This window comes from Pseudarthrobacter sp. RHLT3-21 (genome assembly GCF_059383495.1).
Genome location: NZ_JBWZCI010000001.1, coordinates 299,844 through 322,407, shown reverse-complemented (window position 1 = coordinate 322,407; position 22,564 = coordinate 299,844). Strand labels below are relative to the sequence as shown.

The 22,564-nt window shown below is 66.6% G+C and carries 21 protein-coding genes; 5 read left to right on the top strand and 16 right to left on the bottom strand.

The features are described 5' to 3' along the window. Positions 1 to 74 precede the first annotated feature (74 nt). Positions 75 to 1,409 (bottom strand): MFS transporter, encoded by a 1,335-nt coding sequence (locus AC50YA_RS01470; protein ID WP_494980616.1) that lies wholly within the window; start codon positions 1,407 to 1,409, stop codon positions 75 to 77. Between the two features lie 279 nt (positions 1,410 to 1,688). On the opposite strand from AC50YA_RS01470, the gene AC50YA_RS01465 reads away from it, so the two are divergent. Beyond that, the gene (locus AC50YA_RS01465; protein WP_494980615.1) at positions 1,689 to 2,414 is read left to right on the top strand and encodes an IclR family transcriptional regulator; all 726 of its coding nucleotides are present in this window, start codon (positions 1,689 to 1,691) and stop codon (positions 2,412 to 2,414) included. 32 nt (positions 2,415 to 2,446) lie between these two features. On the opposite strand, the gene AC50YA_RS01460 is transcribed toward AC50YA_RS01465, so the two are convergent. The 4 genes from AC50YA_RS01460 to AC50YA_RS01445 all read right to left on the bottom strand — a co-directional run bounded on the left by AC50YA_RS01460 (position 2,447) and on the right by AC50YA_RS01445 (position 9,192). Next, the gene (locus AC50YA_RS01460; RefSeq protein WP_494980614.1) at positions 2,447 to 3,751 is read right to left on the bottom strand and encodes an MFS transporter; all 1,305 of its coding nucleotides are present in this window, start codon (positions 3,749 to 3,751) and stop codon (positions 2,447 to 2,449) included. A gap of 112 nt (positions 3,752 to 3,863) precedes the next feature. Next, complete coding sequence (locus AC50YA_RS01455; RefSeq protein ID WP_494980613.1) at positions 3,864 to 6,941, bottom strand: AAA family ATPase; 3,078 nt, start codon at positions 6,939 to 6,941, stop codon at positions 3,864 to 3,866. Next, positions 6,938 to 8,119, bottom strand: a complete 1,182-nt coding sequence (locus tag AC50YA_RS01450; RefSeq protein WP_494980612.1) for an exonuclease SbcCD subunit D — start codon at positions 8,117 to 8,119, stop codon at positions 6,938 to 6,940. The genes AC50YA_RS01455 and AC50YA_RS01450 overlap by 4 nt, the downstream gene beginning before the upstream one ends. A gap of 71 nt (positions 8,120 to 8,190) precedes the next feature. Next, complete coding sequence (locus tag AC50YA_RS01445; protein WP_494980611.1) at positions 8,191 to 9,192, bottom strand: MIP/aquaporin family protein; 1,002 nt, start codon at positions 9,190 to 9,192, stop codon at positions 8,191 to 8,193. Positions 9,193 to 9,335: 143 nt separating this feature from the next. On the opposite strand from AC50YA_RS01445, the gene AC50YA_RS01440 reads away from it, so the two are divergent. Continuing rightward, entirely contained in the window at positions 9,336 to 10,418 is a 1,083-nt protein-coding gene (locus AC50YA_RS01440; protein ID WP_494980610.1) for an ADP-ribosylglycohydrolase family protein, read from the top strand. On the opposite strand, the gene AC50YA_RS01435 is transcribed toward AC50YA_RS01440, so the two are convergent. Both AC50YA_RS01435 and AC50YA_RS01430 read right to left on the bottom strand, forming a co-directional pair. Beyond that, positions 10,405 to 10,923, bottom strand: a complete 519-nt coding sequence (locus AC50YA_RS01435) for a DUF4395 domain-containing protein (protein WP_494980609.1) — start codon at positions 10,921 to 10,923, stop codon at positions 10,405 to 10,407. The two genes, AC50YA_RS01440 and AC50YA_RS01435, sit on opposite strands and share 14 nt — an antisense overlap. A gap of 107 nt (positions 10,924 to 11,030) precedes the next feature. After that, entirely contained in the window at positions 11,031 to 12,026 is a 996-nt protein-coding gene (locus tag AC50YA_RS01430; protein ID WP_494980608.1) for a 3'-5' exonuclease, read from the bottom strand. Positions 12,027 to 12,153: 127 nt separating this feature from the next. Between AC50YA_RS01430 and AC50YA_RS01425 the strand changes: the two genes are divergently transcribed. Further along, entirely contained in the window at positions 12,154 to 12,927 is a 774-nt protein-coding gene (locus AC50YA_RS01425) for a DedA family protein (RefSeq protein ID WP_494980830.1), read from the top strand. A 102-nt stretch (positions 12,928 to 13,029) separates the two neighbouring features. Here AC50YA_RS01425 and rdgB read toward each other — a convergent pair whose 3' ends face one another. The 6 genes from rdgB to clpS all read right to left on the bottom strand — a co-directional run bounded on the left by rdgB (position 13,030) and on the right by clpS (position 17,426). Then, positions 13,030 to 13,701, bottom strand: a complete 672-nt coding sequence (rdgB, locus tag AC50YA_RS01420) for an RdgB/HAM1 family non-canonical purine NTP pyrophosphatase (RefSeq protein ID WP_494980607.1) — start codon at positions 13,699 to 13,701, stop codon at positions 13,030 to 13,032. Then, on the bottom strand, positions 13,698 to 14,456 hold the full coding sequence (rph, locus tag AC50YA_RS01415) for a ribonuclease PH (protein WP_058932038.1): 759 nt from the start codon (positions 14,454 to 14,456) through the stop codon (positions 13,698 to 13,700). The genes rdgB and rph overlap by 4 nt, the downstream gene beginning before the upstream one ends. A gap of 87 nt (positions 14,457 to 14,543) precedes the next feature. Beyond that, on the bottom strand, positions 14,544 to 15,341 hold the full coding sequence (locus AC50YA_RS01410) for an MBL fold metallo-hydrolase (protein ID WP_494980606.1): 798 nt from the start codon (positions 15,339 to 15,341) through the stop codon (positions 14,544 to 14,546). Next, on the bottom strand, positions 15,338 to 16,348 hold the full coding sequence (murI, locus tag AC50YA_RS01405; protein WP_494980605.1) for a glutamate racemase: 1,011 nt from the start codon (positions 16,346 to 16,348) through the stop codon (positions 15,338 to 15,340). The genes AC50YA_RS01410 and murI overlap by 4 nt, the downstream gene beginning before the upstream one ends. Positions 16,349 to 16,474: 126 nt before the next feature. Then, positions 16,475 to 17,041 carry a DUF2017 domain-containing protein gene (locus AC50YA_RS01400; protein ID WP_494980604.1) on the bottom strand — a complete coding sequence of 189 codons (567 nt, stop codon included), beginning with the start codon at positions 17,039 to 17,041 and terminating at the stop codon, positions 16,475 to 16,477. Continuing rightward, entirely contained in the window at positions 17,034 to 17,426 is a 393-nt protein-coding gene (clpS, locus tag AC50YA_RS01395) for an ATP-dependent Clp protease adapter ClpS (protein ID WP_494980603.1), read from the bottom strand. The genes AC50YA_RS01400 and clpS overlap by 8 nt, the downstream gene beginning before the upstream one ends. A 38-nt stretch (positions 17,427 to 17,464) precedes the next feature. Here clpS and AC50YA_RS01390 point away from each other — a divergent pair, with 38 nt between their 5' ends. Further along, positions 17,465 to 18,793 (top strand): nicotinate phosphoribosyltransferase, encoded by a 1,329-nt coding sequence (locus AC50YA_RS01390; RefSeq protein ID WP_494980602.1) that lies wholly within the window; start codon positions 17,465 to 17,467, stop codon positions 18,791 to 18,793. Then, positions 18,793 to 19,425 (top strand): isochorismatase family protein, encoded by a 633-nt coding sequence (locus tag AC50YA_RS01385; RefSeq protein WP_494980601.1) that lies wholly within the window; start codon positions 18,793 to 18,795, stop codon positions 19,423 to 19,425. The genes AC50YA_RS01390 and AC50YA_RS01385 overlap by 1 nt, the downstream gene beginning before the upstream one ends. 87 nt (positions 19,426 to 19,512) lie before the next feature. Here the strand turns inward: AC50YA_RS01385 and AC50YA_RS01380 are convergent, their stop codons facing one another. The 3 genes from AC50YA_RS01380 to nagB all read right to left on the bottom strand — a co-directional run bounded on the left by AC50YA_RS01380 (position 19,513) and on the right by nagB (position 22,558). After that, positions 19,513 to 21,297 carry a DEAD/DEAH box helicase gene (locus tag AC50YA_RS01380; protein WP_494980600.1) on the bottom strand — a complete coding sequence of 595 codons (1,785 nt, stop codon included), beginning with the start codon at positions 21,295 to 21,297 and terminating at the stop codon, positions 19,513 to 19,515. Beyond that, positions 21,297 to 21,638 (bottom strand): DUF3039 domain-containing protein, encoded by a 342-nt coding sequence (locus AC50YA_RS01375; protein WP_160671973.1) that lies wholly within the window; start codon positions 21,636 to 21,638, stop codon positions 21,297 to 21,299. Before AC50YA_RS01375 ends, AC50YA_RS01380 begins: the two co-directional genes overlap by 1 nt. A 137-nt stretch (positions 21,639 to 21,775) precedes the next feature. Further along, positions 21,776 to 22,558, bottom strand: coding sequence for a glucosamine-6-phosphate deaminase (gene nagB / locus AC50YA_RS01370; RefSeq protein ID WP_494980599.1), 783 nt, complete (start codon positions 22,556 to 22,558; stop codon positions 21,776 to 21,778). Positions 22,559 to 22,564: the final 6 nt, after the last annotated feature.

Below are 22,564 nucleotides of genomic sequence, written 5' to 3'. Positions count from 1 at the left end.
ACTGGGCCCGCACGGCAAAAACGGCGGGTCCAGGCCAGATGGCCGGAACCCGCCGTTCTGCGATGCAAACAACTTTAGTGGTGGCTGCTGACGCCGAGCGGGTTGCCCTTCGTCTCCTTGGCAAGCAAGACCCCGACTGCGGAAATCACGCACAGGATCATGATGTAGATGCCGATGGATCCGGTCCATTTGGTGCTCTGGAGCAGCGTTTCGGCAATGGTCGCAGCGAAGGCACCACCCAGGATCGCACCGAAGGCGTACCCAATGGAGATGCCCGAGTACCGGACATTGGCCGGGAACATCTCGGCGTACATCGCCGACATGGGGCCGTAGGAGAGACCGAGGCCGATGGTCAGGACGAACAGTGCCACGCCGTACAACCAGATGTTCCGGGTGTCGATCAGGGCGAACATCGGGATCATCCAAACGAAGATGATCGCATAACCGATCAGGAACGTCTTGACCCGGCCGATCCGGTCCGAGAGCCAGCCGCCTGCAAGCGTGAAGATCAGCCAGCCGAAGGAGGCAAGCGTGGTGGCCAGCAGGATTTCCGGGACCGGCATCTTCAACGTCCTGGTGGCGTAGGAGATAAAGAAGGCAATCAACAGGTAGCCAGCGGCGTTGTTGCCGATGAAGATCATGGTCGAGTAAAGCACAGGCCTCTTGTGGCTACGAATTAGCTCGCTGAGGGGCGCCCTGCTTTCGGCCTTTCGGGCGGACATCTCCTGGAAGACGGGGCTCTCGGCCACAGCCCGCCGGATCAGGTATCCCACCACAATAAGCACGATGGACAGCAGGAACGGCACCCGCCAGCCCCACGCCGCGAAGTCTTCCTTTGACATATTCGAGTTGAGAACGAAGAGCAGGCCGGTGGCCAGGATCATGCCGACCGGGACACCGATCTGCGGGTACGCACCGAACACACCGCGACGACTCTTGGGGGCGTGTTCCACGGCCATCAGGGCAGCGCCGCCCCATTCGCCGCCGGCGGAGAAGCCCTGGGCAATGCGGAGGATGATCAGCAGGATGGGGGCCCAGACGCCGATCTGCGCATAGGTCGGCAGCATGCCGATCAGTGAAGTGGCTGCGCCCATCATCAAGAGGGTGAAGACCAGCATGGCCTTGCGTCCGAGCCTGTCGCCAAGGTGGCCGGCAACCACTGCACCCAGCGGGCGGAACAGGAAGCTGATGCCGATGAGGGCGAAGGACAGGATCTGGGCCAGGCCCGGGTTGGATTCGTTGAGCGGAGCCAGGAACAGCGGGGACAGCAGGGTGCCCGTCAGTTGCGCGAAGATGAAGAAGTCGTACCACTCGATGGTGGTGCCGACCAGCGTTGCTGCGAGGACCTTGCGTTCCTCGTGCTTGCTGCTCGGGCCCGCCTCGGAATCGACGCGTGAAGTTTCGGTCATTGGAACTCCGTGGCTTGGGGGCAGCTTGGTTAAGGATTAGGGCTGCCGAGGTGGATTCAGGCCGTCCGATTTACTGATCGAACGGTCAGTTAGTACGAGGTTACGCGAAGACGTGACGAAACGCACTACTTTGTTGATTGTTCGTGCGGATCAGTTCCATAGTTGAACTGTCTTTTCGAAATCAGCACACAGCTTTTCGAAATCACAACACAGTCCGAGTGCGCGAAGCACCAAGACGGCACACGGGCAGCGCCCGTGCAGCCGCCTAGGATGGAATCCATGACCCCCACCGCAGTCCCTGCCGGAGCAGCCCAGGCTTCGCCGTCCCAGACCCTTTCGCGCGGAATCCGGGCACTGGAAATCCTGGCCGCGGCGCAGGCTCCATTGACCATTGCGGAACTTGCAGACGCCATGGGGGTTCACCGTTCCGTGGCCTACCGGATCCTGCGGACCCTGGAGGACCACTCCTTACTGGTGCGCGATGACGCGGGCAAAGTCCAGCCAGGACCCGGGCTCGCTGTCCTGGCGCGGGGCGTTGCCCGCAACCTGCAGACGGCGGCGCTGCCGGAACTGACCCAACTCGCGAATGCCCTGACCATGAGCGCCTTTGTGGCCGTGTGGGACCGCGATGACTGCGTCACCCTGGTCACTGTGGACCCGCGGCACACCGGAGCCGCGATCGTCCAGCACCCCGGTTCCAGGCATCCCATCAGCGCCGGCGCGCCTGGAATCGCGATCCAGTCAGCGTATTCAGAAGCGGATTGGCATGCGGCCGCCCCGGGGACCCCCTACCGGCCTGAGGCCGGAACCGCGCGGCGCGTGGGCTATGCCGCCAGCCATGACGAAGTCATCGCCGGCGTCTCCTCCGTGGCAGTTCCGGTCAGGGTCCCTGGTGGCCGGCCTGCCGCGCTGGCCGTTGTTTACATCCGGGCAGCCCAGAATCCGGATGAAATCGCCGCTGCACTGATGGCTGGCGCCGGGCGCATTGAGGCCCAGCTGGGCTGACCACCACACACGCGGCCGTGGCCCGGCGTCGGCTAGTGGCGTTTGTGGAGAATGGCCACAGCCGCGGCGCCAAGCACCAGCAGTCCGCCTGCGGCAACCACAGGCACAATGAATGCGGTGTGGTAGCCGTGGGCCTGCGCGAGCTGGCCACCAACGGCGGCCCCCAGTGCGGTTCCCGCCACGATCCCGCTCGCCAGAGCTGTCATCACGGTCCCCAGCCGTTCTACCGGCGCCACCAGGCCTCCGATCGCGAACACCGTGACCATCACGGGACCCACCGGCAATCCCAGGACCAGAAGCACCGCGACCATGCCGCCCAACGATCCCGGCACCAGAAGCAGCAACGCAAGCACTGTCATCAGCGTCGCGCTGACCAGCCACCGGGCGGCCGGGGTGAAACGCTGGGGCCAGTACGCCACGGACAGGGCTGCGGCGGCAGAACTCAATCCCATGACCGCATACAGCAGTCCGGCGATTTCGGAGGTGGCGAAACTCGCGGAGAAGGAGCTCAAGGCCGTCTGGGCGGACCCGAAGAAGGTGCCCATGGCCACCATCGCCAGGACGGGCAGTGCGACGACGGCGGGAATCCTGGCTGCCTTGCGCGAGGCTGCGGAGCCCCGGTTCAGGGGAACCGCCTTGTGGGTGGAGTGCACGGCAAAGGCGGGCACCAGCGTGATGGTCATGGCCGCGGCCAGGGCCAACGGCAGCCAAGGGGCCACCAGGCTGGCCAGGATTCCCACCAGGGCCGGCCCCAGGACGAACGTCAGCTCATCGGCTGTGCCCTCGTAAGACAGGGCCGTGTCCAGGTCCCTGCCGGCCTTCGCTCCCTTGCCCCTCGAGGTGAGCGCCATCCAGCGCACCCTGGCCAGCGGCCCTACCTGCGGGCAGCTGGCACCCGCGAGAAACGCGGCGGCGATCACGGCCACGGGAAAGGATCCGGCTTCGGGCGCAGCCCAGGCCGTGCCGATCAGTGCCAGGACCGCCATCGTGTTGAGCACCGCCGCAACCAGGAGGACGGGCCGCTGCCCCCTTCGGTCTGCGAGGGCACCAAGGACCGGGGCGCCGAGGGCCGAGCCGATCCCCACAGCACCTGCGGCAGTGCCACCCAGCGCGTAGGAGCCGGTCACGGATGTGACCAGGGTCAGGGCGCCGACGGTAAGCATGGCCAGGGGCAGCCGGGCGAACAGGCCCAGGGGGATAAAGCTGCGGCCGGCGAGGTGCGGGAGCCTGGCGAACCGCCCCGTGGGCGGAACCAGCGCAGCGGAGGCCGGCGCAGTGTCAGGAGTGAGAGGCGCTTCCAGGGAAGCGGGCAGGGAGGACGTTGTGGAAGAGTTCAAGGTTCCGGGCTCGTTCAGTAATGCGCATCGTCCCTCCTCCCGATGCGCGCGACCCGGTAACTGTCCAATTATATAGGCCGGTTAGGCCCAGTCCAGCCCGGCATGGCCGCCGTCACACCAGAGCCTCGGCGGCGTCGGAAATGCGGAGCGTGGAACCGTTCCGGCCCTTGAGAACCTGGAGTTGGGTTCCGATGCGCTGTTTCATCTCCCCCACATGGCTGACCAGACCCACAACGCGCCCGCCGTCCCGAAGGCCTTCGAGGGCATCCATGACCTGTTCCAGGGATTGTTCGTCCAGGCTGCCGAAACCCTCGTCTACAAAAAGCGTCTCGATCTGGATGCCGCCGGATTCCTGCTGCACAACGTCTGCCAGCCCCAGGGCGAGGGACAGGGACGCCATAAAGGATTCACCGCCGGAAAGGGTGGAGGTGTCCCGGCGGTGTCCGGTCCACTGGTCTACCACTTCCAGGCCCAACCCGGATTTGGCGCCGCGCGCGGCCTTGGCGTCTGAATGCTGGAGCAGGTAGCGGCCATCGCTCATGGCGACCAGGCGTTCGGAAGCAGCCAACGCCACTTGTTCAAGCCGTGCCGCGAGGACGTAGCTGTTCAGGCTCATGCGGTAAGTGTTGTCTCCACGGCCTGCGGCGGTATCAGCCAGGCCTGTCAGCAGCTGGGCGCGTTCCCGGGGAACGCGCCCGGAACCGGCCAGCTGTTGGTAGTCGTTGCGGATAGCGGCCAGCGATTCCACACAGCGCACGGCCATGCCGGCGGCGAGATCGGCGACCCGTGCCTCCTGCCCGGCCTGCTCCGCGGCAACTTGCAGTTCCGCGAGGAGGGCTTCGTCCACCAGGGGATGGGCTGCCTCTTCAGTCAGTGCCAGCAGCAGATCCTCGGATGCGAACAGCTCTGCAATCCGCGCCTGTTCGTCCTGGCCGGCCCGGACCTCGGCCTGCAGGGCAGCAGCATCAGCATTCGAAAGCAGCTGTGCGCGAGCCACCTCCGCCGAGCTGAAGCCAGCGTCCGGCAACGCCAGTTCAAGCTGGATCCGTGCTTCCTCGGCCCTGGCCTTGGCTCTGCTGAGCAAGGCTTGGGCCTCCACGGCCTTCTCCAACGTGGCGGCGGCGTCCTGCAGCGACCGCAGCCTGTGCGTGAGGCTGCGATGACCGCCACGCAGCACAGAGAGTGCGCTGTCAAGGGACGCCAGCTGGTCCACCAGTCCCGACAATTCAGCGGTGACCTGCGCGAGTTCGGATGCTGCGCTGTGCCTGGCGGAATCCGCTGCCGCAATTCGGGCCTCCGCGGCCTCAAGCTGCTGCCGGAGGTCCGCGAGGTTCTTCACCGCCAGCTGCGACTCTCCGGCGGCGGTGCGGGCAGACTCGAAGGCAGTCATCGCATCCTCTTCGGGCGTGTCCCCGCCCTGGCCTTTAAGGACAGCCACCAACTGGTTCGCGTCGCCCAACTCACGGGCCCGTGCTGCCAGCTTTGTCTCTGCGGCCTCATGGTCCTGCTGGGCGGCTTCCTCGGCCTGGCTGAGGCCCAGCGCTGACGCCGCAGCCTCCGCGGGAGCCGGGTGGTCCGCACTTCCGCAAACGGGGCAGGCTTCCCCCTCGGCCAGCTGGGCAGCGAGTTCGGCAGCGGCGTTGGCGAGTCTTTCCTCGCGCAGGTCCAGCCAGCGGAGTTTCTTCCCGAGCTGGATCTCCCGGGACGCCGAGTGGCGGTCGGTGGCGAGCGTCTGCGCCGCACGTGCAGCTGCGTAGCGCCGGACGACGTCAAGAAGTTCCCCAGCCGCAGCGGCTTCCTTGGCACGCAGGATGGCAGCTGAGGCCAGTTCCGCCAGGGGCTCCAGGCCAGCCGTCAGGGTTTCCTGCTCCGCGCGGAGGGCCTGCAGCGAAACGCCCAGGTCAAGGTCCTTTTGTGTGAGTTCCAGCTGCTTTGTGGTGAGCGCGGCGCGCCTGGCAACCAGTGTATGCAGGCGTTGCTCGTCCGGCAATCTGGCTTCCACAACGGCCAACAGGGACCGGAGGCGCCCGAGCTCACCAGCAATATCAAGCGCCCCTGCGGCGGAGAGCCCGGCATCGGCGTGGGCCGCATCCAAGGCCCCACGGTCCAGCTGGTCCAGTTCGGGGTCTTCGTCCGCCGCCATCCGCAGCAGTGTGATGGCTGATTCCACGGCTCCCGCCGCGTGCCGGACCTGGGTCTGGCTGGACTGGGCAGCCTGCAGCTGTCCCGTGAGCACCTCGGCGCGGCGGTGTTGTTCGAGCCGGACGGCATGTAGCTCCAGGGATGGCAGGGCCGCCTCAGCGGCTGCCTTCCGGGCCTCGGCGACTGCCAGCTTGCGGTGCCGTTCCCGCCGTGCGGACTCGTTCTCCAGCCGGCCTGACGTGTGCCTGCTGACGGCCGCCGCGGCCTCAGCGGCGGCGGCCAGTTCCGCTGCGCGGTGGGCCGCTGTTTCCTGCAGCCATTCGATCCGGGCAGCCGATTCCTCCTGGGCAGGAGCTGCAGAATCATCGATGGCCAGCGCGGCGGCTTCTGCTTCAGCGCGACCCGCCAGCACCTCAAGCTCTCCGTTCAGCCGGGCCACATCGTTCCGCGCGGCTTGGGCCTGCGCCGACAACTCCTGCTCCAGTGCCTCGAAACGCTGGGTGCCAAAGAGCTTCTGCAGCAGTTCCAGGCGGTCGGCTGCCTTGGACCGCAGGAAGGCGGCAAAATCGCCCTGGGGCAGCATCACCACGCGGGTGAACTGTTCCCGGTCCATTCCCAGCAGGGCGGTGATTTCAGCGCCGGCTTCATCATTGCGTCCGGATCTCTCCGTCCACGTCCCGCTGGTGCGTTCCCGGAGGAGCGTTTTGGCCTGCTGTGTGGTGAAGCCGTTCTTCCCCCGGGCGCTGGGTTTGTCCCAGGCCGGCGACCTGGTGACTTCGAAGTGGCGGCCCTGGGCGGTAAACTCGCAGGTGACCGCCGGTTCGAGCGACGGCTCGGCATGGTCGCTGCGCAGGCGCTTACCCTCCTGGCGCGCCCCGGGCACGGATCCGTACAGCGCAAAGCAGACGGCGTCCAGCACGCTGGTCTTCCCTGCTCCGGTGGGGCCGTTGAGGAGGAAGAGCCCGTGGGCGCTCAACCTGTCGAAGTCGATTTCCTCGGTGCCCGCAAAGGGCCCGAAGGCGGAGATGACCAGGCGGTGGATCCTCATAGCGATGCCTCCCTGAGGCGTACGTTATCCAGCGCCGCGGCGATAGCCGACTGCTCGGCGTCGTCCGCGTCCCGCCCCCGCACGTGATCGAGGAATCCGCAGCAGAGCGAGAGATCATCCTGGGCTTCGGCGAGCCGGCTGCTGTAGCTTTTGGACGCCTTGACGGCGCCGCCCTGCGGATCAAATCCCAGGACCAGCGTGTCCGGAAAACGGGCCCGCAGCCGTTCCATGGCCTGCGCGGGCCGCTGCTCATCCGTCAGGGTGATCTGGCAGTACGCTCCTTCGGCCCAGGAATGTTCTGCGGACTCCAGGAGATCCGAGATTTGGCCGCGGAGCACCGCCAGCTTCCGCGGGGCTTCCCACATCAGTTCCGATACGCCGGTCACGCCGTCCGGGCCGACGTCGATCAGCCAGCTTCCCTTGGTGTGCTTGGCTTCGGAGAACGAGTAGGCCAGGGGCGATCCGGAGTACCTGACCTGCGGCGACAGGCTCTGCCGGCCGTGCAGGTGCCCCAGCGCGGTGTAGCTGAATCCGTCGAACAGGTCCAAAGGCACCGCTCCGACTCCCCCGATGCTGAGGTCCCGCTCACTGTCTGAGCTGATGCCTCCGCTGACGAACGTGTGGGCGAGGACCACCGAATGGACGGTTCCCGCTGCGCGGCGCTGCGCGAGGTCCGCCCGGATACGGTCAGTGGCGGCGCGGGTGACTTCGAAGTGGCTGGCGGTTTCTGCACCGAGTTGTTCGGCGACGAGGCGCGGTTCCAGCCAGGGGATTCCGTAGATGGCCAGGATGGCGCCGGGCGTCTCACCATCACTTATGCCCAGCGGCAGGACGACTGGCTGGTCCAGGTCCGCCAGCCTGGTCCGCAGGTGGACGCCGCCACGTTCCAGCAGCCGGGAAGCGAAGCCCAGCCGGATGGCGGAGTCGTGGTTGCCGGATGTCAGCACCACCGTGGCACCGGCCGCCGTCAGCCGCACCAAGGCATCGTCCAACAGCCCCACGACGTCGACGCCGGGCAGGGCGCGGTCGTAGACATCGCCGGCGATCAGGACAACGTCGACGGCGTTTTCAGTGACGGCGCTGACGAGCTGATCAACAAATGACCGTTGGGCGTCCAGCATCCCGACGCCATGGAAGGACCTGCCCAAGTGCCAGTCCGATGTGTGCAATAACCGCATATTCTTACGCTAGCGGCTGCCACCGACAGTTTAGGAAACCGCCGCAACAGGCCGTGGCCCAGTCAGGCCAGCTAGCCGCGCTTTCCGTCGAAGAAGTCCTGGGCCTCGTCGCGGCTGTCCGGCCGGTCCGCGGTGGCATGGGCCTGTGCGGGCTTCACCGGGGCAGCTGCCTTGGCAGGCACCGCAGCGGCCTCGTCGGCGACGTCGGCGTCGACGTCGGCATCCTCGTCGTCGTCAAAATCCTCAACGTCGTCGGCAGCGCTGTCGTCAAGCACTGATCCGGCGGCGCCTGAATCCGTACCAGCAGCAACCGGCTCGGCGAACCCACGGAAGACCAGCCCGGCGATGCCCGCGCCTGCCAAGGGAGCAACCCAGAACAGCCACAGCTGCTCGAGGGACCAGCTGGAGCTGAAGAGGGCCGAGGCCGTGGCGCGGGCGGGGTTGAACGGCGCGTTGCCCACGGACAGGCCCAGCTGCAGCAGAACGGCGAAGGCGAGGCCCACGGCTACGGCAGCCGCCGTCTTGTTGATGTTGTTGCGCGCGGTGGTGCCCAGGAAGACTGCGACCAGGATGGCGGCCCCGAGTACTTCCAGCAGGAGCACGCCGGCGAGGGGCGCCTGGATGATGGAATGTTCGCCGAAGCCGGCGGTCACGGTGTCGAACGCCGTCCGCGTGTCCTGGATGCCCGGCAGGGTCCGCAGGATGCCGAAGAGTGCGAGGGCGCCCAGAAGCCCGCCCACCAACTGCGCGCCGATGTACGCGGCGGCGTCACCGAGCCGGATCCGGCCGGCGACGGCGTGGCCAGCGGTCACCGCCGGGTTGAAGTGTCCGCCGGAAACGTAGCCGAAGGCCAGCATCGCCGCGGTCACCGCGAGGCCTGCCGCGAGCGCGGCGGGCAGCGGGCTGGACTGCGGGATGGAGAACAGCGGGACGCCCAGCCCTGCCACCACGATGAAAAGGCTGCCAAAGGCTTCTGCAGACAGCCTGGACACCAGCCCGTGCCGGATTTCGGCACCGCTGCCGGCAGTCAGCCCGGAGGCGGGATCACGGTGGACGGGCACAGGCGTGGTCATGGTGGGGCAATCCTTATCGTTGGGGTGTGGTGCCTTTGCATTCTGCCAAGGGATTCTGGGCGTTGGCTGAGTCCGAGCTTAGTGGACGGACGGCGTGGCACACCCGGCGCGTTCCACCTACGACCCACGGTAAATTGACTGTCATGAGCATTGAACCGGGCGCCGTTGCCGCGCCCCCGCTGAAGTCCCGCATCCACGGCTGCCTCCTGGGCGGCGCCTTAGGAGACTCGCTGGGCTACGCGGTGGCGTTCGACTCGATCGAGGCCATCCGCCAGCGCTTCGGCCCCGCGGGCCTGACGGACCTGGCAGCGCTCGACGGCGGCAGTCACTTTTCGGACGACACGCAGCTGACGCTGTACACCGTGGACGGGCTGGTGGAGGTGCTCGAATGGGCCAATGACGGCGTGGGTGCCGATGCGAACGCCTGCGTGTGGCTGGCCTATCTCCGCTGGCTGGACACACAGGGTGAGTCTGTACCACCGCAGGCCCCGGCTCAGCCGCCGCGGTGGATCGACGGCAACGAGGTGCTGAGGCGCCGCCGCGCCCCGGAAAAAACGTGCATCAGCGGACTGGCCACCGGTGAAATGGGGACGGTCTACCGGCCGGTGAACCCTGAGTCGAAAGGCCGCGGAACGGTGATGCGGTCCGCGCCGTTCGGCCTGATTCCCTACATAGCGTCCGACGCCGTCTATAAGTTGAGTGCCGACGCCGCCTCCCTGACCCACGGCCATCCGTCCGCACGGCAAAGTGCCGGCAGCTTCAGTCTGCTGGTCCACCGCCTGGTGGCCGGTGACACGCTGGCGGACGCCGCGGCGGCGGTCCTGGAGGAGGTGCGTGGCCTGAAGGATGTGGCGGCGGAACTTCCCGAGCGGCTCGAATCGGCCATCCGCTGTGCGGGAACAGGCGTCCTGTCGCCGGAGGAACTGGTTCGGCAGCTCGGCGAGGGATGGGTCGCGGAGGAAGCGTTCGCCGTCGGGCTTTACGCTGTCCTGGCCACAGCGCCCGGCGCGGACTCCACCCTGTCGCCGCAAGGCCATTTCCGGGCGGCCATTGCGCTGGCCGTCAACCACAGCGGCGGCAGCGATTCCACGGGATCCATCGCGGGAAATATCCTGGGCGCCTATTACGGCGAAGAGTGCCTGCCCCCTGAATGGCTCGACGCCCTCGAAGCGCCGGACGTCATCCGCGGCATGGCCGATCTGCTGGTGGGCGTTACGACCGCTTGAGCGCCACGTTGTTGCAGGCCTCGCAGATGTCCTCCGGGATCAGGCCCCGGCGCTGCAGCACTCCGAAGATGATGCAGCCCAGGCAGAATCCGGCGAAAGCCTCCAGCGAGGCAGCCGCAATGAGAACCGCCAGCGCAATCCAGGCTGCGGGGGCAGCACCGGCAAGGAACAGGATCAGCGCCGTAGTGGACACCACCGTTCCCATGCCTTGGGCAAAACGCTTGGGCGGTCCGGGAACCAGGCGTACGCTGCCCATCCGTGGCGCCAGGACCTTGACGGAGAGCAGTGCCAGCGGCGAGATCCGTGGCCCGAACAGCACCCGCAGCCAGAAGCCCGCGGCGATCAGTAGCAGTCCCCAGACGGACCCGCTCAGCAGTGTGGCGCCGGCCAGCAGCACCACGAGGCCGGCGGTGATCCGGGCCGTGTACTCATTGACGGGGTTGGGAAAGGCGAACACGGCGGACCAGTTGATTCCGGTTGTTTGGCCGTCCGTTAGTTTGCTCATCCTGCAAGGCTAGGAGCAGGGCCTGCCGCAGGGAAGAATTGTTGCGCCGGATGAACGCGGGCCGGGTCAGCGCAGCCGGATCCGGTGAAGCGTGAAAGCAGGACGGCTCAGCCGCCCACCATCTGCAGGAACTCGCCTTCGGAGAGCACTTCAATGGGCTGGCCGCGGTCATGGAGCTCCAGGACGCGCCGGGCCTTGCCGGTCAGCCTGCCGGACCGCAGGTCCGAGGCCACAAAACCGTCGCCCACCACCAGCACCGTAGTACGGGCCGTCACGCGGCTTTCCGGCCGGGCACCCAGCTCCGCGGAACGCACCTTCGCTTCCGGCCGGGCCATGGAAAGCTCGCCGGTGAAGACAACGGTCTGGCCGTACAGCGGGTGGGAGGGTTCGGCGTCGGCATTGGGGACCGGGTTGGCGCCCTCTTCCGGCCACCCGGACAGGAACGGGCGCACCAGTGCGGCGCTGTTTCCGCCGGCGGCGGCGCCTGCAAGTGCGGTCAGGCTGGCTTTGGACAGGACATCGTGCGCCGGGTCAAACGCCTCCTGATGCGGCAGGACCAGGCCCAGGGACAGGTACAGCTCGGCAATGCTGTTGGCGTTGTTCCGCGCAGCGATGTCAATCAGGATGCCGGCGCAGGCACGGGCGTCTTCTGCGGCATCGTGATGGTTGACCAGCGGCACACCGGCTTCCTCCGCGGCGAACGGCAAGGAATTGGAGACCAGGGAGTAGCAGCGCCGGGACAGCATCACCGTGCAGACGTAGTCGTAGGCAGGGCCGGGCAGGCCGGAGACCTCAAGCCCTGACCGGATCACCCCCAGGTCAAAGGCCGCGTTATGCGCCGCCAGGATGTCGCCCCCGATAAAGGCACCAATCTCCGGGAACAGCTCACCGAAGCGGGGAAGGCCGGCCACATCCGTGGCCTGAATGCCGTGGACCCTGACGTTGTGGTACTCGAAGTGGTCGTGGTTGACCGGCGGACGCATCAGCCACGACGCCTCATCCACCACGCGCCCGCCCCGCACCTTCGTCAGGCCAACCGCGCACGGTGAACCCCGGAAGCCATTGGCTGTCTCGAAGTCGATCGCCGTAAAGTCCAAACCCACGGCCCATACTTTACCGCTGGACGGAGCCGTTCCCGTGTCAACGGGGCGGCCCTGTCGCGCATATCACGCGTCCGACGCCGGGTGGCGGGGGTGCGTCAAGTACCCTGAGAAGGTGAACTTTCTTGCGATCAGCGACCTTGCCGCGCCCATGCTGGGTGGTGCAGGACCAGTCCAGCCGCAGCTGGCCTCCTTCCTGCCCGACTGGCTGAACCCCCAGATTTTCCTGGCCGATCCCGCACTTGCGCCCTGGGTGGTGCTGCTGGTCTGCGGAATTGTCTTTGCCGAGACGGGCCTGCTGGTGGGATTCTTCCTCCCCGGCGACTCGATGCTGTTCACGGCAGGGCTGCTGGTGGCAACGGACACCATTCAGTTCAATGTCTGGCTCCTGGCGCTCCTGATCACCATTTCCGCCATCATCGGCAACCAGACCGGCTACCTGATCGGCTCCAAGGCCGGCCCCGCCATCTTCAACAAGCCGAACTCGCGCCTCTTCAAGCGCGAAAACGTGGAGAACGCCCACGCCTTCTTCGAAAAGCACGGCGGCAAGGCCCTGATCCTCGCCCGCTTCGTGCCGATCATCCGGACCTTCGTGCCCGTGATCGTTGGCGTGGCCCAGATGGACAAGAAGAAGTTCTTCCTGTTCAACGTGATCGGCGCGGTCCTGTGGGGCAGCGGCGTCACGCTGCTGGGCTACCTGCTGGGTGACAGGGTCCCGTGGGTCCGGGAGAACCTCGACATCATCTTCATCGTCATCGTGTTAGTCTCCGTGATTCCGATCGGCATCGAAGTACTCCGCGGCCTCTCGGCCAAGCGCCAGGCTGCCAAATTCGGCACGGATCCGGTCGACGAGTTCATTGAAGAGCACGCTCCCGTCGAGGAGCGCAAGACCAACCTGGACTAGATCCTTGAAGCGCCGCTGGCCGGCGCTGCATCCAAGGCAAAACTAAGGGAGCCCTACCATAGTGGGGCTCCCTTAGCTGTTAAGGCGTTTCAGGCGTGGGCCCTACTGGCGCGCCAGTGCGTCGACGATGGCCGGCAGCAGGGCCCGGAAGGCCTGCCCGCGGTGGCTGATGGCGTTCTTTTCCGCCGCTGACAATTCTGCGCAGCTGCGTTCCTCGCCGGCCGGCTGCAGCACGGGGTCGTAACCGAAGCCGCCCTCACCGCGGGGCTCGCGCAGGAGGGTCCCCTCAAGCTGGCCGTACTCCACCACTTCGCGGCTCCCGGCACCCGGTCCCGGGACCGCCAGGGCCGCAGCGCAGACAAACGCGGCCCCCCGGTGCCCGTCCGGGACATCGGCGAGCTGGTCCAGCAAGAGCTTCAGGTTGGCGGCGTCGTCACCGTGCCGGCCCGACCAACGCGCGGAAAAGATTCCCGGCGCCCCGCCCAGCACGTCCACGGCCAGCCCCGAATCATCGGCAATGGCCACCAGACCCGTGGCCTCGGCCACGGCCCGCGCTTTCAACAGCGAGTTTTCGGCGAAGGTCACACCGGTTTCGACGACGTCGGGCGCACCTGCCGCCGCAGCGTCCACCACCTGAGTGTCGACGTCGAGCCCGGGGACCTGCCCGCGCAGCAGCTCGCGAAGCTCCTTGAGCTTGCCCTTGTTGTGTGTGGCCAGGACGAGGCGAAGTACGGGCGCGCTACCCGATTCAGCGTTCACAGCGTTCTGGTTCACAGTGCGTCTGCGAGGGTTTCGCGCTGGATCGCCGCCAGCGCGGTGGTGCCCAGGAGTGCCAGGTCCAGCAGCTGGTTCAGCTCGTCGCGGTCGAAGGGTGCGCCTTCTGCGGTGCCCTGGACCTCCACGAACTTCCCGGAGCCGGTGACCACCACGTTCATGTCGGTTTCGGCGCGGACGTCTTCAACGTAGGGCAGGTCCAGCATGGGCACGCCGTCGATGATGCCCACCGAAACGGCTGCGATCGTGTCGATCAGGGGCTGGGCGTTCTTGGCGATCAGTTTGTTGTCGCGGGCGAAACGGATGGCGTCCGCGAGTGCCACGTAGGCGCCGGTGATGGCCGCGGTGCGGGTTCCGCCGTCGGCCTGGAGGACGTCGCAGTCCAGGACGATCGTGTTTTCGCCCAGGGCCTTGGTGTCAATGATGGAACGCAGCGAGCGTCCGATCAGCCGGGAAATCTCGTGGGTCCGCCCGCCGATTTTCCCCTTGACGGACTCGCGGTCGGAACGGGTGTTGGTGGCCCGGGGAAGCATGGCGTATTCCGCCGTGACCCAGCCGCGGCCTTCGCCCTTGAGCCAGCGCGGCACCCCTGCCGTCAGGGACGCCGTGCACAGGACCCTGGTGTTGCCGAACTCGATGAGGGCCGATCCCTCGGCCTGCTTGGACCATCCGCGGGTGATGCTGATGGGGCGGAGCTGGTCGGGGGCGCGGCCATCGGCGCGCACTACGGGCACTGCAGTTGCTTCAGAAGTCATGCCTTTAGCTTATCGACTCGCGGCGAACCGTCCCGCCGCAGCGAGAGCAGTCGACCACGCAGAGCGGCGGACCAGAGGTGCAGCGGATCAAACGGTGTAGTGCACACCGGCCACGGCAACGGCCACATCGCCGCCGAACACGGGGCGCGCTTCGGCCATGACGGTGGTGGGCGATGTCCAGACCGGAATATGAGTGAGCAGCAACCGGCGTGCGCCCGCGCGCTCGGCCGCCTCGCCGGCGCGCTTGCCGGTCAGGTGGACATCCTTGATGTCGTCGTCGCGGCCTTCCTCAAACGCGGCCTCGCACAGGAACAGGTCAGCATCCTTCGCCGCTTCCTCCAGCCCGGCGCAGGAATCGGTGTCCCCGGAATAGGTCAGGACCCGGCGGACCGGGTTGCCCTGCTTGTCCGGTTCGGTCACTTCCACCCGCAGGGCGTAGGCCTCCTCCACGGGGTGGTTCACCGCGAACGGCGTCACCGTGAACGGCCCCACCGTGACGGATTCCCGTTCCGTCCAGTTGGTGAAGTCGAATTCCTCGTGCATCCCCGGATCCAGCTCCAGGCCGTAGGCGGTGGCCATCCTGTCTGCCGTCGCGGCGGGGCCCCACACAGGAATCCTGCCGCGTCCCCAGCCGCCGGGCTTCCAGCGGACCGCCACGTGCAGGCCGCACAGGTCCATGCAGTGGTCCGGGTGCAGGTGGGTCAGGAAGATCGCGTCGATGTCCTCAAGGTCCGTGTAGCGCTGGATGGCGCCCAAGGCTCCGCTGCCAAGGTCCATCACGATTTTCCACGTCCGCTCGCCGTCGTTGGCGGTCAGGAGGTAGCAGGACGCCGGGGAGCCCGGGCCGGGGAAGGAGCCGGTGCAGCCGACGATGGTGAGCTTCACAGGCCAGGACCTCCGGCCCGGTGGGCGCCCACAAAGTTCGAAATCCTGGGTCCCGACGACGACTGCCGGGCGCTGGCGGACTGCGCGGCGGCGATCATCTCGGGGGTGATCCGCGCCAGGCTGCCGGTGGGGTACTGGGCCGCCACGTGGTCCACGTGCCGGACGGACAGGACCTCCGGGCCCAGGAAACGGCGGGCCAGCGTTTCGAACTGGCCGGCGTCGCCGGTGGCGATGAAGTGGTGTTCGGGCGGTGTCGCGGCGGTGCGCTGAAGATCGTGGGTGGCGAGGGCCCGGTAGACGTCCTTCGCCGTTTCCTCGGCGCTGGACACCAGCGTCACGGCGTCGCCCATCACGTAGGAAATGACGCCGGTCAGCAGCGGATAGTGTGTGCAGCCCAGCACCACGGTGTCCACGCCGGCCGCCTTCAACGGCGCCAGGTATTCTTCGGCGAGGGCCAGCAGGGCGGGTCCGGTGGTGATCCCGGCCTCCACGTAGCTCACGAACTCCGGGCAGGCCACGGACGTGATCGCCAGGTCCGGCGCGGCGGCAAACGTGTCTTCGTAAGCCCGCGAACCAACGGTGGCAGAGGTACCGATGACGCCGACACGCCCGCTCCGCGTGGCAGCGACAGCCCTCCGGACGGCCGGCTGGATCACCTCGATGACGGGAATGCCGTATTTCGCGGTGTACCGCTCGCGGGCGTCCCGCAGGACAGCGGCCGACGCCGAGTTGCAGGCAATGGTCAGAAGCTTGACGCCGGAGTCCACCAGTTCGTCCATCACACCCAGCGCGTTGGCGCGGACTTCGGCAATGGGCAACGGCCCGTAGGGCCCGTTGGCGGTATCCCCCACATAAAGGATGGACTCGTTGGGGAGCTGGTCGATGATGGAACGCGCCACAGTCAGTCCGCCGACACCGGAATCAAAGACGCCGATGGGACGGGACCCCACCGGGCCGGTGGTGCTGCTGGCTGCGGAGTCCGATGCGGCTGCGTCTGACGGATCCATGCTCGAGGCTGTAGTCATGATTATTCGAGGATAGGTCTTCCCCGGGGCCGCAGCCATCACATTGTGAGGCCGGACTCATGTCAAATTTGTCACATTGGCGGACGCATCCCGGAACAGAACAGCAGATCAGGCCCGGGAATCCAGGGACTGGAGCATCGCCTGGACCAGGGATTCCTGCAGCCACGTGGTGAAGTTGTACACCAGTGCGAGGTAACTTTCCACGTCCTCGGCCTGGGACCAGTCCTGCATCAGGTGCACGTGCCCGGCGTCTTCTTCATCCCGGATGTCCAGGCGCTCCGCAAGCACCAGGCGCACATCGTTCAATGCCATGGACCAGAGTCTGGCCCCTTCGGCGGTGAGGACCACTTCGTCCTTGTCCAGGTCCAGCGCGGCGGCGCGCAGCGCGCCGATCTTGGTTTCGCGCAGCGAGCGCTCGGTGAGCTGGCGGAACTCAAGGGACGCGCCGTCGTCGTTCTTCATCACGTTGGGCAGCAGCCGCTTAACCGCGCGGTCGGTCGGCTCCTGGACATCCATATCCAGTCCGATCAGGGCGGCCAGCGGATCCTGGCTGGCGTTTTCGGCCGGCTGGAGCATGGAGATGACGTCGTCGATCAGGCTGCGGAGCAGCTCCCGTTCGGCTGGTTCCAGGAACCCGGTGATGCCCTTGAGTCCGTTTTTGAAAGCCTTAGCCACGTTTCCCCTTGCCCTGCCCGGACCCGCCGGATTTTCCTGAGTTTCTGGAACTTCCACCGTTCCCGCCGCTGGCTTTCTCCACGGTGGCCCAGAGGCCGAAGCCGTGCATGGCCACGGCATGCCGCTCAACCTGTTCCTTGCTGCCGTGGGCAACAATGGACCGGCCCTTCTTGTGGACTTCCATCATCAGCTTGTTGGCCTTGGACTCTGAATAGCCGAAGTAGCTTTGGAAGACGTAGCTGACATAGCTCATCAGGTTGACGGGATCGTTCCAGATCACCAGATTCCAAGGGATGTCCGGGGCGGTCAGGGAGTCGGTGGACACCTCTGTCCCGGTCCGGGTGCCCTCCTGTGTATCAGGGCCGAGCGCAACGCTTAAGGTCATCTGTCCATTCTATGGGGATGCACACTAGAGTGAATTTCGTGAGTACCTCCGCCGGCTGGGACCATCCCCGCACGTCCTTTTACACAGACCACTACGAGCTGACCATGCTGCAGGCGTCGCTGCATTCGGGCGCCGCACACCGTCGGTCGGTCTTCGAGGCCTTTGCCCGGCGTCTGCCCGACGGCCGTCGGTACGGGATTGTGGCGGGAACGGGCCGCCTGCTGGAAGGCATCGCCGACTTCCGGTTCGGCGAAGCAGAGCTGGACTTCCTGGGCCGGACCGGCGTGGTCAACCAGGACACCTTGGAATACCTGGCAAACTACCGGTTTTCCGGTGACATCTGGGGCTACCCGGAGGGCGAGGCGTACTTCCCCAACTCCCCCATCCTGATTGTCGAATCAACGTTTGCCGAAGCCTGCATGCTGGAGACCTACCTTCTCTCTGTCCTGAACCATGACAGTGCCATCGCCTCCGCCGCATCCCGCATGATCACGGCGGCCGGCAACCGGCCGTGCATCGAAATGGGATCCCGGCGCACGCACGAGGAATCGGCGGCCGCGGCCGCCCGCGCCGCCGTGATCGCCGGGTTCGATAGCACCTCCAACCTCGAGGCCGGCATCCGCTACGGCATCAAGACCGTGGGCACCGCCGCGCACTCGTTCACGCTCCTCCACGACACCGAGCGGGACGCCTTTGAGGCGCAGATCGCCTCCCTCGGCCCCGGCACCTCGTTGCTCGTGGACACGTACGACGTCGAAGCTGCCGTGCGTGCCGCCGTCGAGTTGGCGGGGCCCAAGCTGGGGGGCGTCCGTCTGGACTCCGGGGACCTCGTGGCCCAGGCCCAGTGGGTCCGGCAGCTGCTGGACGAGCTCGGCAATGTGAACACGAAGATTGTGGTGACCTCGGACCTGGACGAATTCGCCATCGCCGCGCTGCAGTCCGCCCCGGTGGATTCGTACGGCGTGGGCACGTCGCTGGTCACCGGCTCCGGCGCACCCACCGCGAGCATGGTCTACAAGCTTGTCAGCCGCACCGACGACGCCGGCAATTTCGTCTCCGTGGCGAAGGCCGCCAAGAACAAAACCAGCATGGGCGGACGGAAATATGCGCTGCGCAAGCTCAACGAGCGGGGGGTGGCCACCCAGGAAATTGTGGGCATCGGCCACCGCCCCGAGGACGACGGCAACGACCGGCCGCTGCTTCAGCAGTTTATGAAGAACGGCGAGCTGCTGCCGGGCTGGACCGGACACGAGGGTGTGGTCCGCGCCCGCCAGCGGCACGCGGACACCATGGCCGAACTGCCCGGCGTCGTCAACCGCCTGCAGCGCGGCGAGCCTGCCATCCCCACCATCTACGAGGAGAACTGATGTCCCGCGCCCTGATCATCGTTGACGTCCAGAACGACTTCTGCGAGGGCGGCTCCCTGGCCGTGGCCGGCGGTGCCGATGTTGCCGGAGCCATCAGCGAGTACGTGGACGCCCATCACAACGAGTTCGACCACATTATTGCCACCCAGGACTGGCACATCGATCCCGGTGCACATTTTTCCGACACACCCGATCTCAAGGACAGCTGGCCGCGGCACTGCGTCGCCGGCACACGCGGCGCCGAACTCCATCCGGACCTGGACACCGAATACATCCAGGCCTACTTCCAGAAGGGCCAGTTCACCGCGGCGTATTCCGGCTTTGAGGGCCTGCTGGCCCCTGAGGATGCTGTCCCCACCGGGGAACGCCAGCCTGGTGCCATGCCCGCTGACGCAGCCTCCTACGCCCCGGCGGACGACGCCATCGGACTGGACGACTGGCTGCAAAGCCACGATGTGGAGGACGTTGTGGTGGTGGGGATCGCCACCGACTACTGCGTTATGGCCACCTCGCTGGACGCGGTCCAGGCCGGCTACTCCGTCACGGTCATCCGTTCACTCACCGCCGGCATCGCCGAAGACCTGGAGGATGCCGTCGCCGAAATGGAACTCGGCGGCGTCGAAGTCGCCTGACGCCTGACACAAGCCGCCTGACACAGGACCAACAGCAAGCGTGGCCCGGGATGCACAGCACCCGGGCCACAGCTGTCTCCTGGGGTCCTACTTCCGGCCGATGAACCAGTCCTGGAGCTTGCGCAGCCTGGACTGAAGCTGCTCCTCGTTCGCCTGGGCCACCGGCGGGCCGCCGCAGACCGTCCGCAGCTTCGTGTGCACCACACCATGCGGGGTTCCGGTCCGCGCCGACCAGGCCGCCACGTTTTTGGCCAACTCGTTGCGCAGGTCCATCAGCATCCGATGATCCGGTATGGCCGGCGCCGCAGCGGCCGGCTCGGCTGCCGGTGCCCGCCTGTTTTTGCGGTTGAGCTGTTCGTGCTGTCGCTGCCGCAGCAGCGTGCCCACCTGCTCGGCGTCCAGCAGCCCGGGGATCCCGAGGAAGTCCAGTTCGTCCTCCGAGCCCACTTCTCCCCCGGTGCCGAACTCGCCGCCGTCGAACAATACCCGGTCGAAGGACGCCTGGGAGTCGAGGGCCTCGAACTTGCCCTTAGTGAGGCTGTCCGACGCCTTGTCCTCCCGGTTGGCTTCTTCCATCAGCGAGTCCTCGGGATTGAACAGGCCGTCGCTGTCCTCTTTCTCGGGGCGGTCCAGCGCGTGGTCGCGTTCGGCCTCCATCGAGTTGGCCAGGGCCATCAGCTGCGGCACGGACGGCAGGAAGACCGAAGCGGTTTCGCCGCGCTTCCGGGCACGCACAAAGCGGCCCACCGCCTGGGCGAAGAACAGCGGCGTGGAAGTTGACGTCGCATAGACACCCACGGACAGCCGGGGAACGTCCACGCCTTCGGACACCATCCGGACGGCAACCATCCACCGCTTCTCGCTCACGGTGAATTCCTCGATCTTGCTGGAGGCCTTGGCGTCGTCGGAAAGGATCACAGTGGGTGATTCGCCGGTGATCCTCTTCAGCTGCCCGGCATAGGCCCTGGCATCCTCGTGGTCCGTGGCGATGACCAGCCCGCCGGCGTCCGGAACCGTACGGCGCACTTCGCTGAGGCGTTTGTCCGCTCCCGCCAGGACAGCGGGAATCCATTCCCCGGTGGGGTTGAGGGCCGTCCGCCACGCCTGCGAAACGATGTCCTTGGTGACTGCTGATTCGCCGAGGGAAGCGGCCATTTCCTCGCCGGCGCTGGTACGCCACCGCATCTGGCCCGAGTAGGCCATAAACATCACCGGGCGCACCACATGGTCACGCAGGGCGTTACCGTAGCCGTAGGTGTAGTCCGCTTTCGAGCGCCGGATGCCGTCCTTGTCCTGCGCGTATTCAACAAACGGGATGGGCGAGGTGTCGGAGCGGAACGGAGTCCCGGTCAGGGAGAGCCGCCGTGCCGCCGGGTCAAACGCTTCGCGGAGGCCGTCGCCCCAGGACAGGGCCTCGCCGCCGTGGTGGATCTCGTCAAGGATCACCAGCGTGCGGGCGGCCTCGGTCTTGGCGCGGTGCAGCATGGGTTTGCTGGCCACCTGGGCGTAGGTGACAGCTACGCCAACGAAACCGCGTCCGTGCTGGCCGTCGGAGTTTTTGAAGTTGGGGTCAATGGCGATGCCCACTTTGGCAGCCGCGTCAGCCCACTGGCGTTTCAGGTGGTCCGTGGGCGCCACGATGGTGACCCGGTTCACCGCCCCGGATTCGATGAGCATGGAGGCCACGCGCAAGGCAAAGGTGGTCTTGCCGGCGCCGGGAGTTGCTACGGCCAGGAAATCGCGGGGATCGGTCCTGAAGTAGAGGTCAAGGGCTTGTTGCTGCCAGGCACGGAGTTTTTGGGCGGTTCCCCAGGCTGCGCGTTCCGGATAGGCCGGTGGCAGGGTGGGGCCGCCAAAGAGCGTCTCCGTCACTACTTGTTGTTGCCCGAGTCCCCTCCGGGACCCTTGCCGCCGTCGTTGCCCGGGCGGAGGCCCTCATAAACCTCTTTGCACATGGGGCACACCGGGAACTTCTGCGGATCCCGGCCAGGCGTCCACACTTTGCCGCAGAGGGCAATGACAGGATCACCCGTCAGCGCGGATTCCATGATTTTTTCCTTGCGCACGTAGTGCGAGAAGCGTTCCCGGTCACCGGGCTCCACTTCCTGGCGCAGCTCTTCGCGCTCGATGGTTGCCGTGGACGTTCCAGCCCCGGAAAGCTCGCGCATCGGGTCGTTTTCGAGAGGGTCCGTCATGCTAGTCATGGCATCCATCTTAGCGTCCCCGGACGGAAGGCGTTCGACGGCGGGAGGACCGTTTTGCACTCACCGCACCCGCCGCCGTCGGCCGTTCCGCGCAACACCGGTACCCGCCCGCCCGTGGTGTGTGGCCGGAATTACAGCCTTGGGAATTACAGCCCCTGCCAGTCAGGTTTGTGATCGTACGTGTGCCGGTAGAAGTCGGCGAGCTTCAGTGACGACGCCGCGGCCTCATCCACCAGGACGGTGGCGTGCGGGTGGAACTGGAGGACAGAGGCCGGGCAGATGGCGGCGACGGGCCCTTCCACGAAGTCGCGGACGGCCGGTGCCTTCTGTGCCCCGGTAGCGATGAGGACAACGTGCCTGGCCTCGAGAATGGTGCCCAGCCCCTGGGTCACCACGTGGTGCGGCACCTCTGCCAGTCCGGCGAAGAACCGGGCATTGTCCCGGCGGGTCTGCTCGATCAGCGTTTTGATACGGGTCCGGGATGCGAGCGAGGACCCGGGCTCGTTGAAGCCGATGTGGCCATCCGTACCTACGCCCAGGAGCTGCAGGTCCACGCCGCCCGCCGCCCGGATGGCATCTTCGTAGTCGCGGCATGCCGCGGCCAAGTCCTCGGCCGCACCGTCAGGCGTATGGACGTTGCCTTCGGCGATGTTGATGCGGCTGGTGAATTCCCGCCGGATGACTTCCCGGTAGGACTCCGGATGCCCGTGGGCCAGTCCTACGTATTCGTCCAGGGCAAAGGCATGGGTATTGCTGAAGTCCAGCCCGTCACGCTGGTGCCGTGCCGCCAGCTCGTCGTAGACAGGCAGCGGCGATGACCCTGTGGCGAGGCCCAGCACAGCGGTGGGCTTGCGCCGGAGCAGGGCCTCGATGGCATCGGCGGCGAGCCGTCCGATCTGTTTGCTGCCCTGCAGAATGACAACTTCCATGTCCGG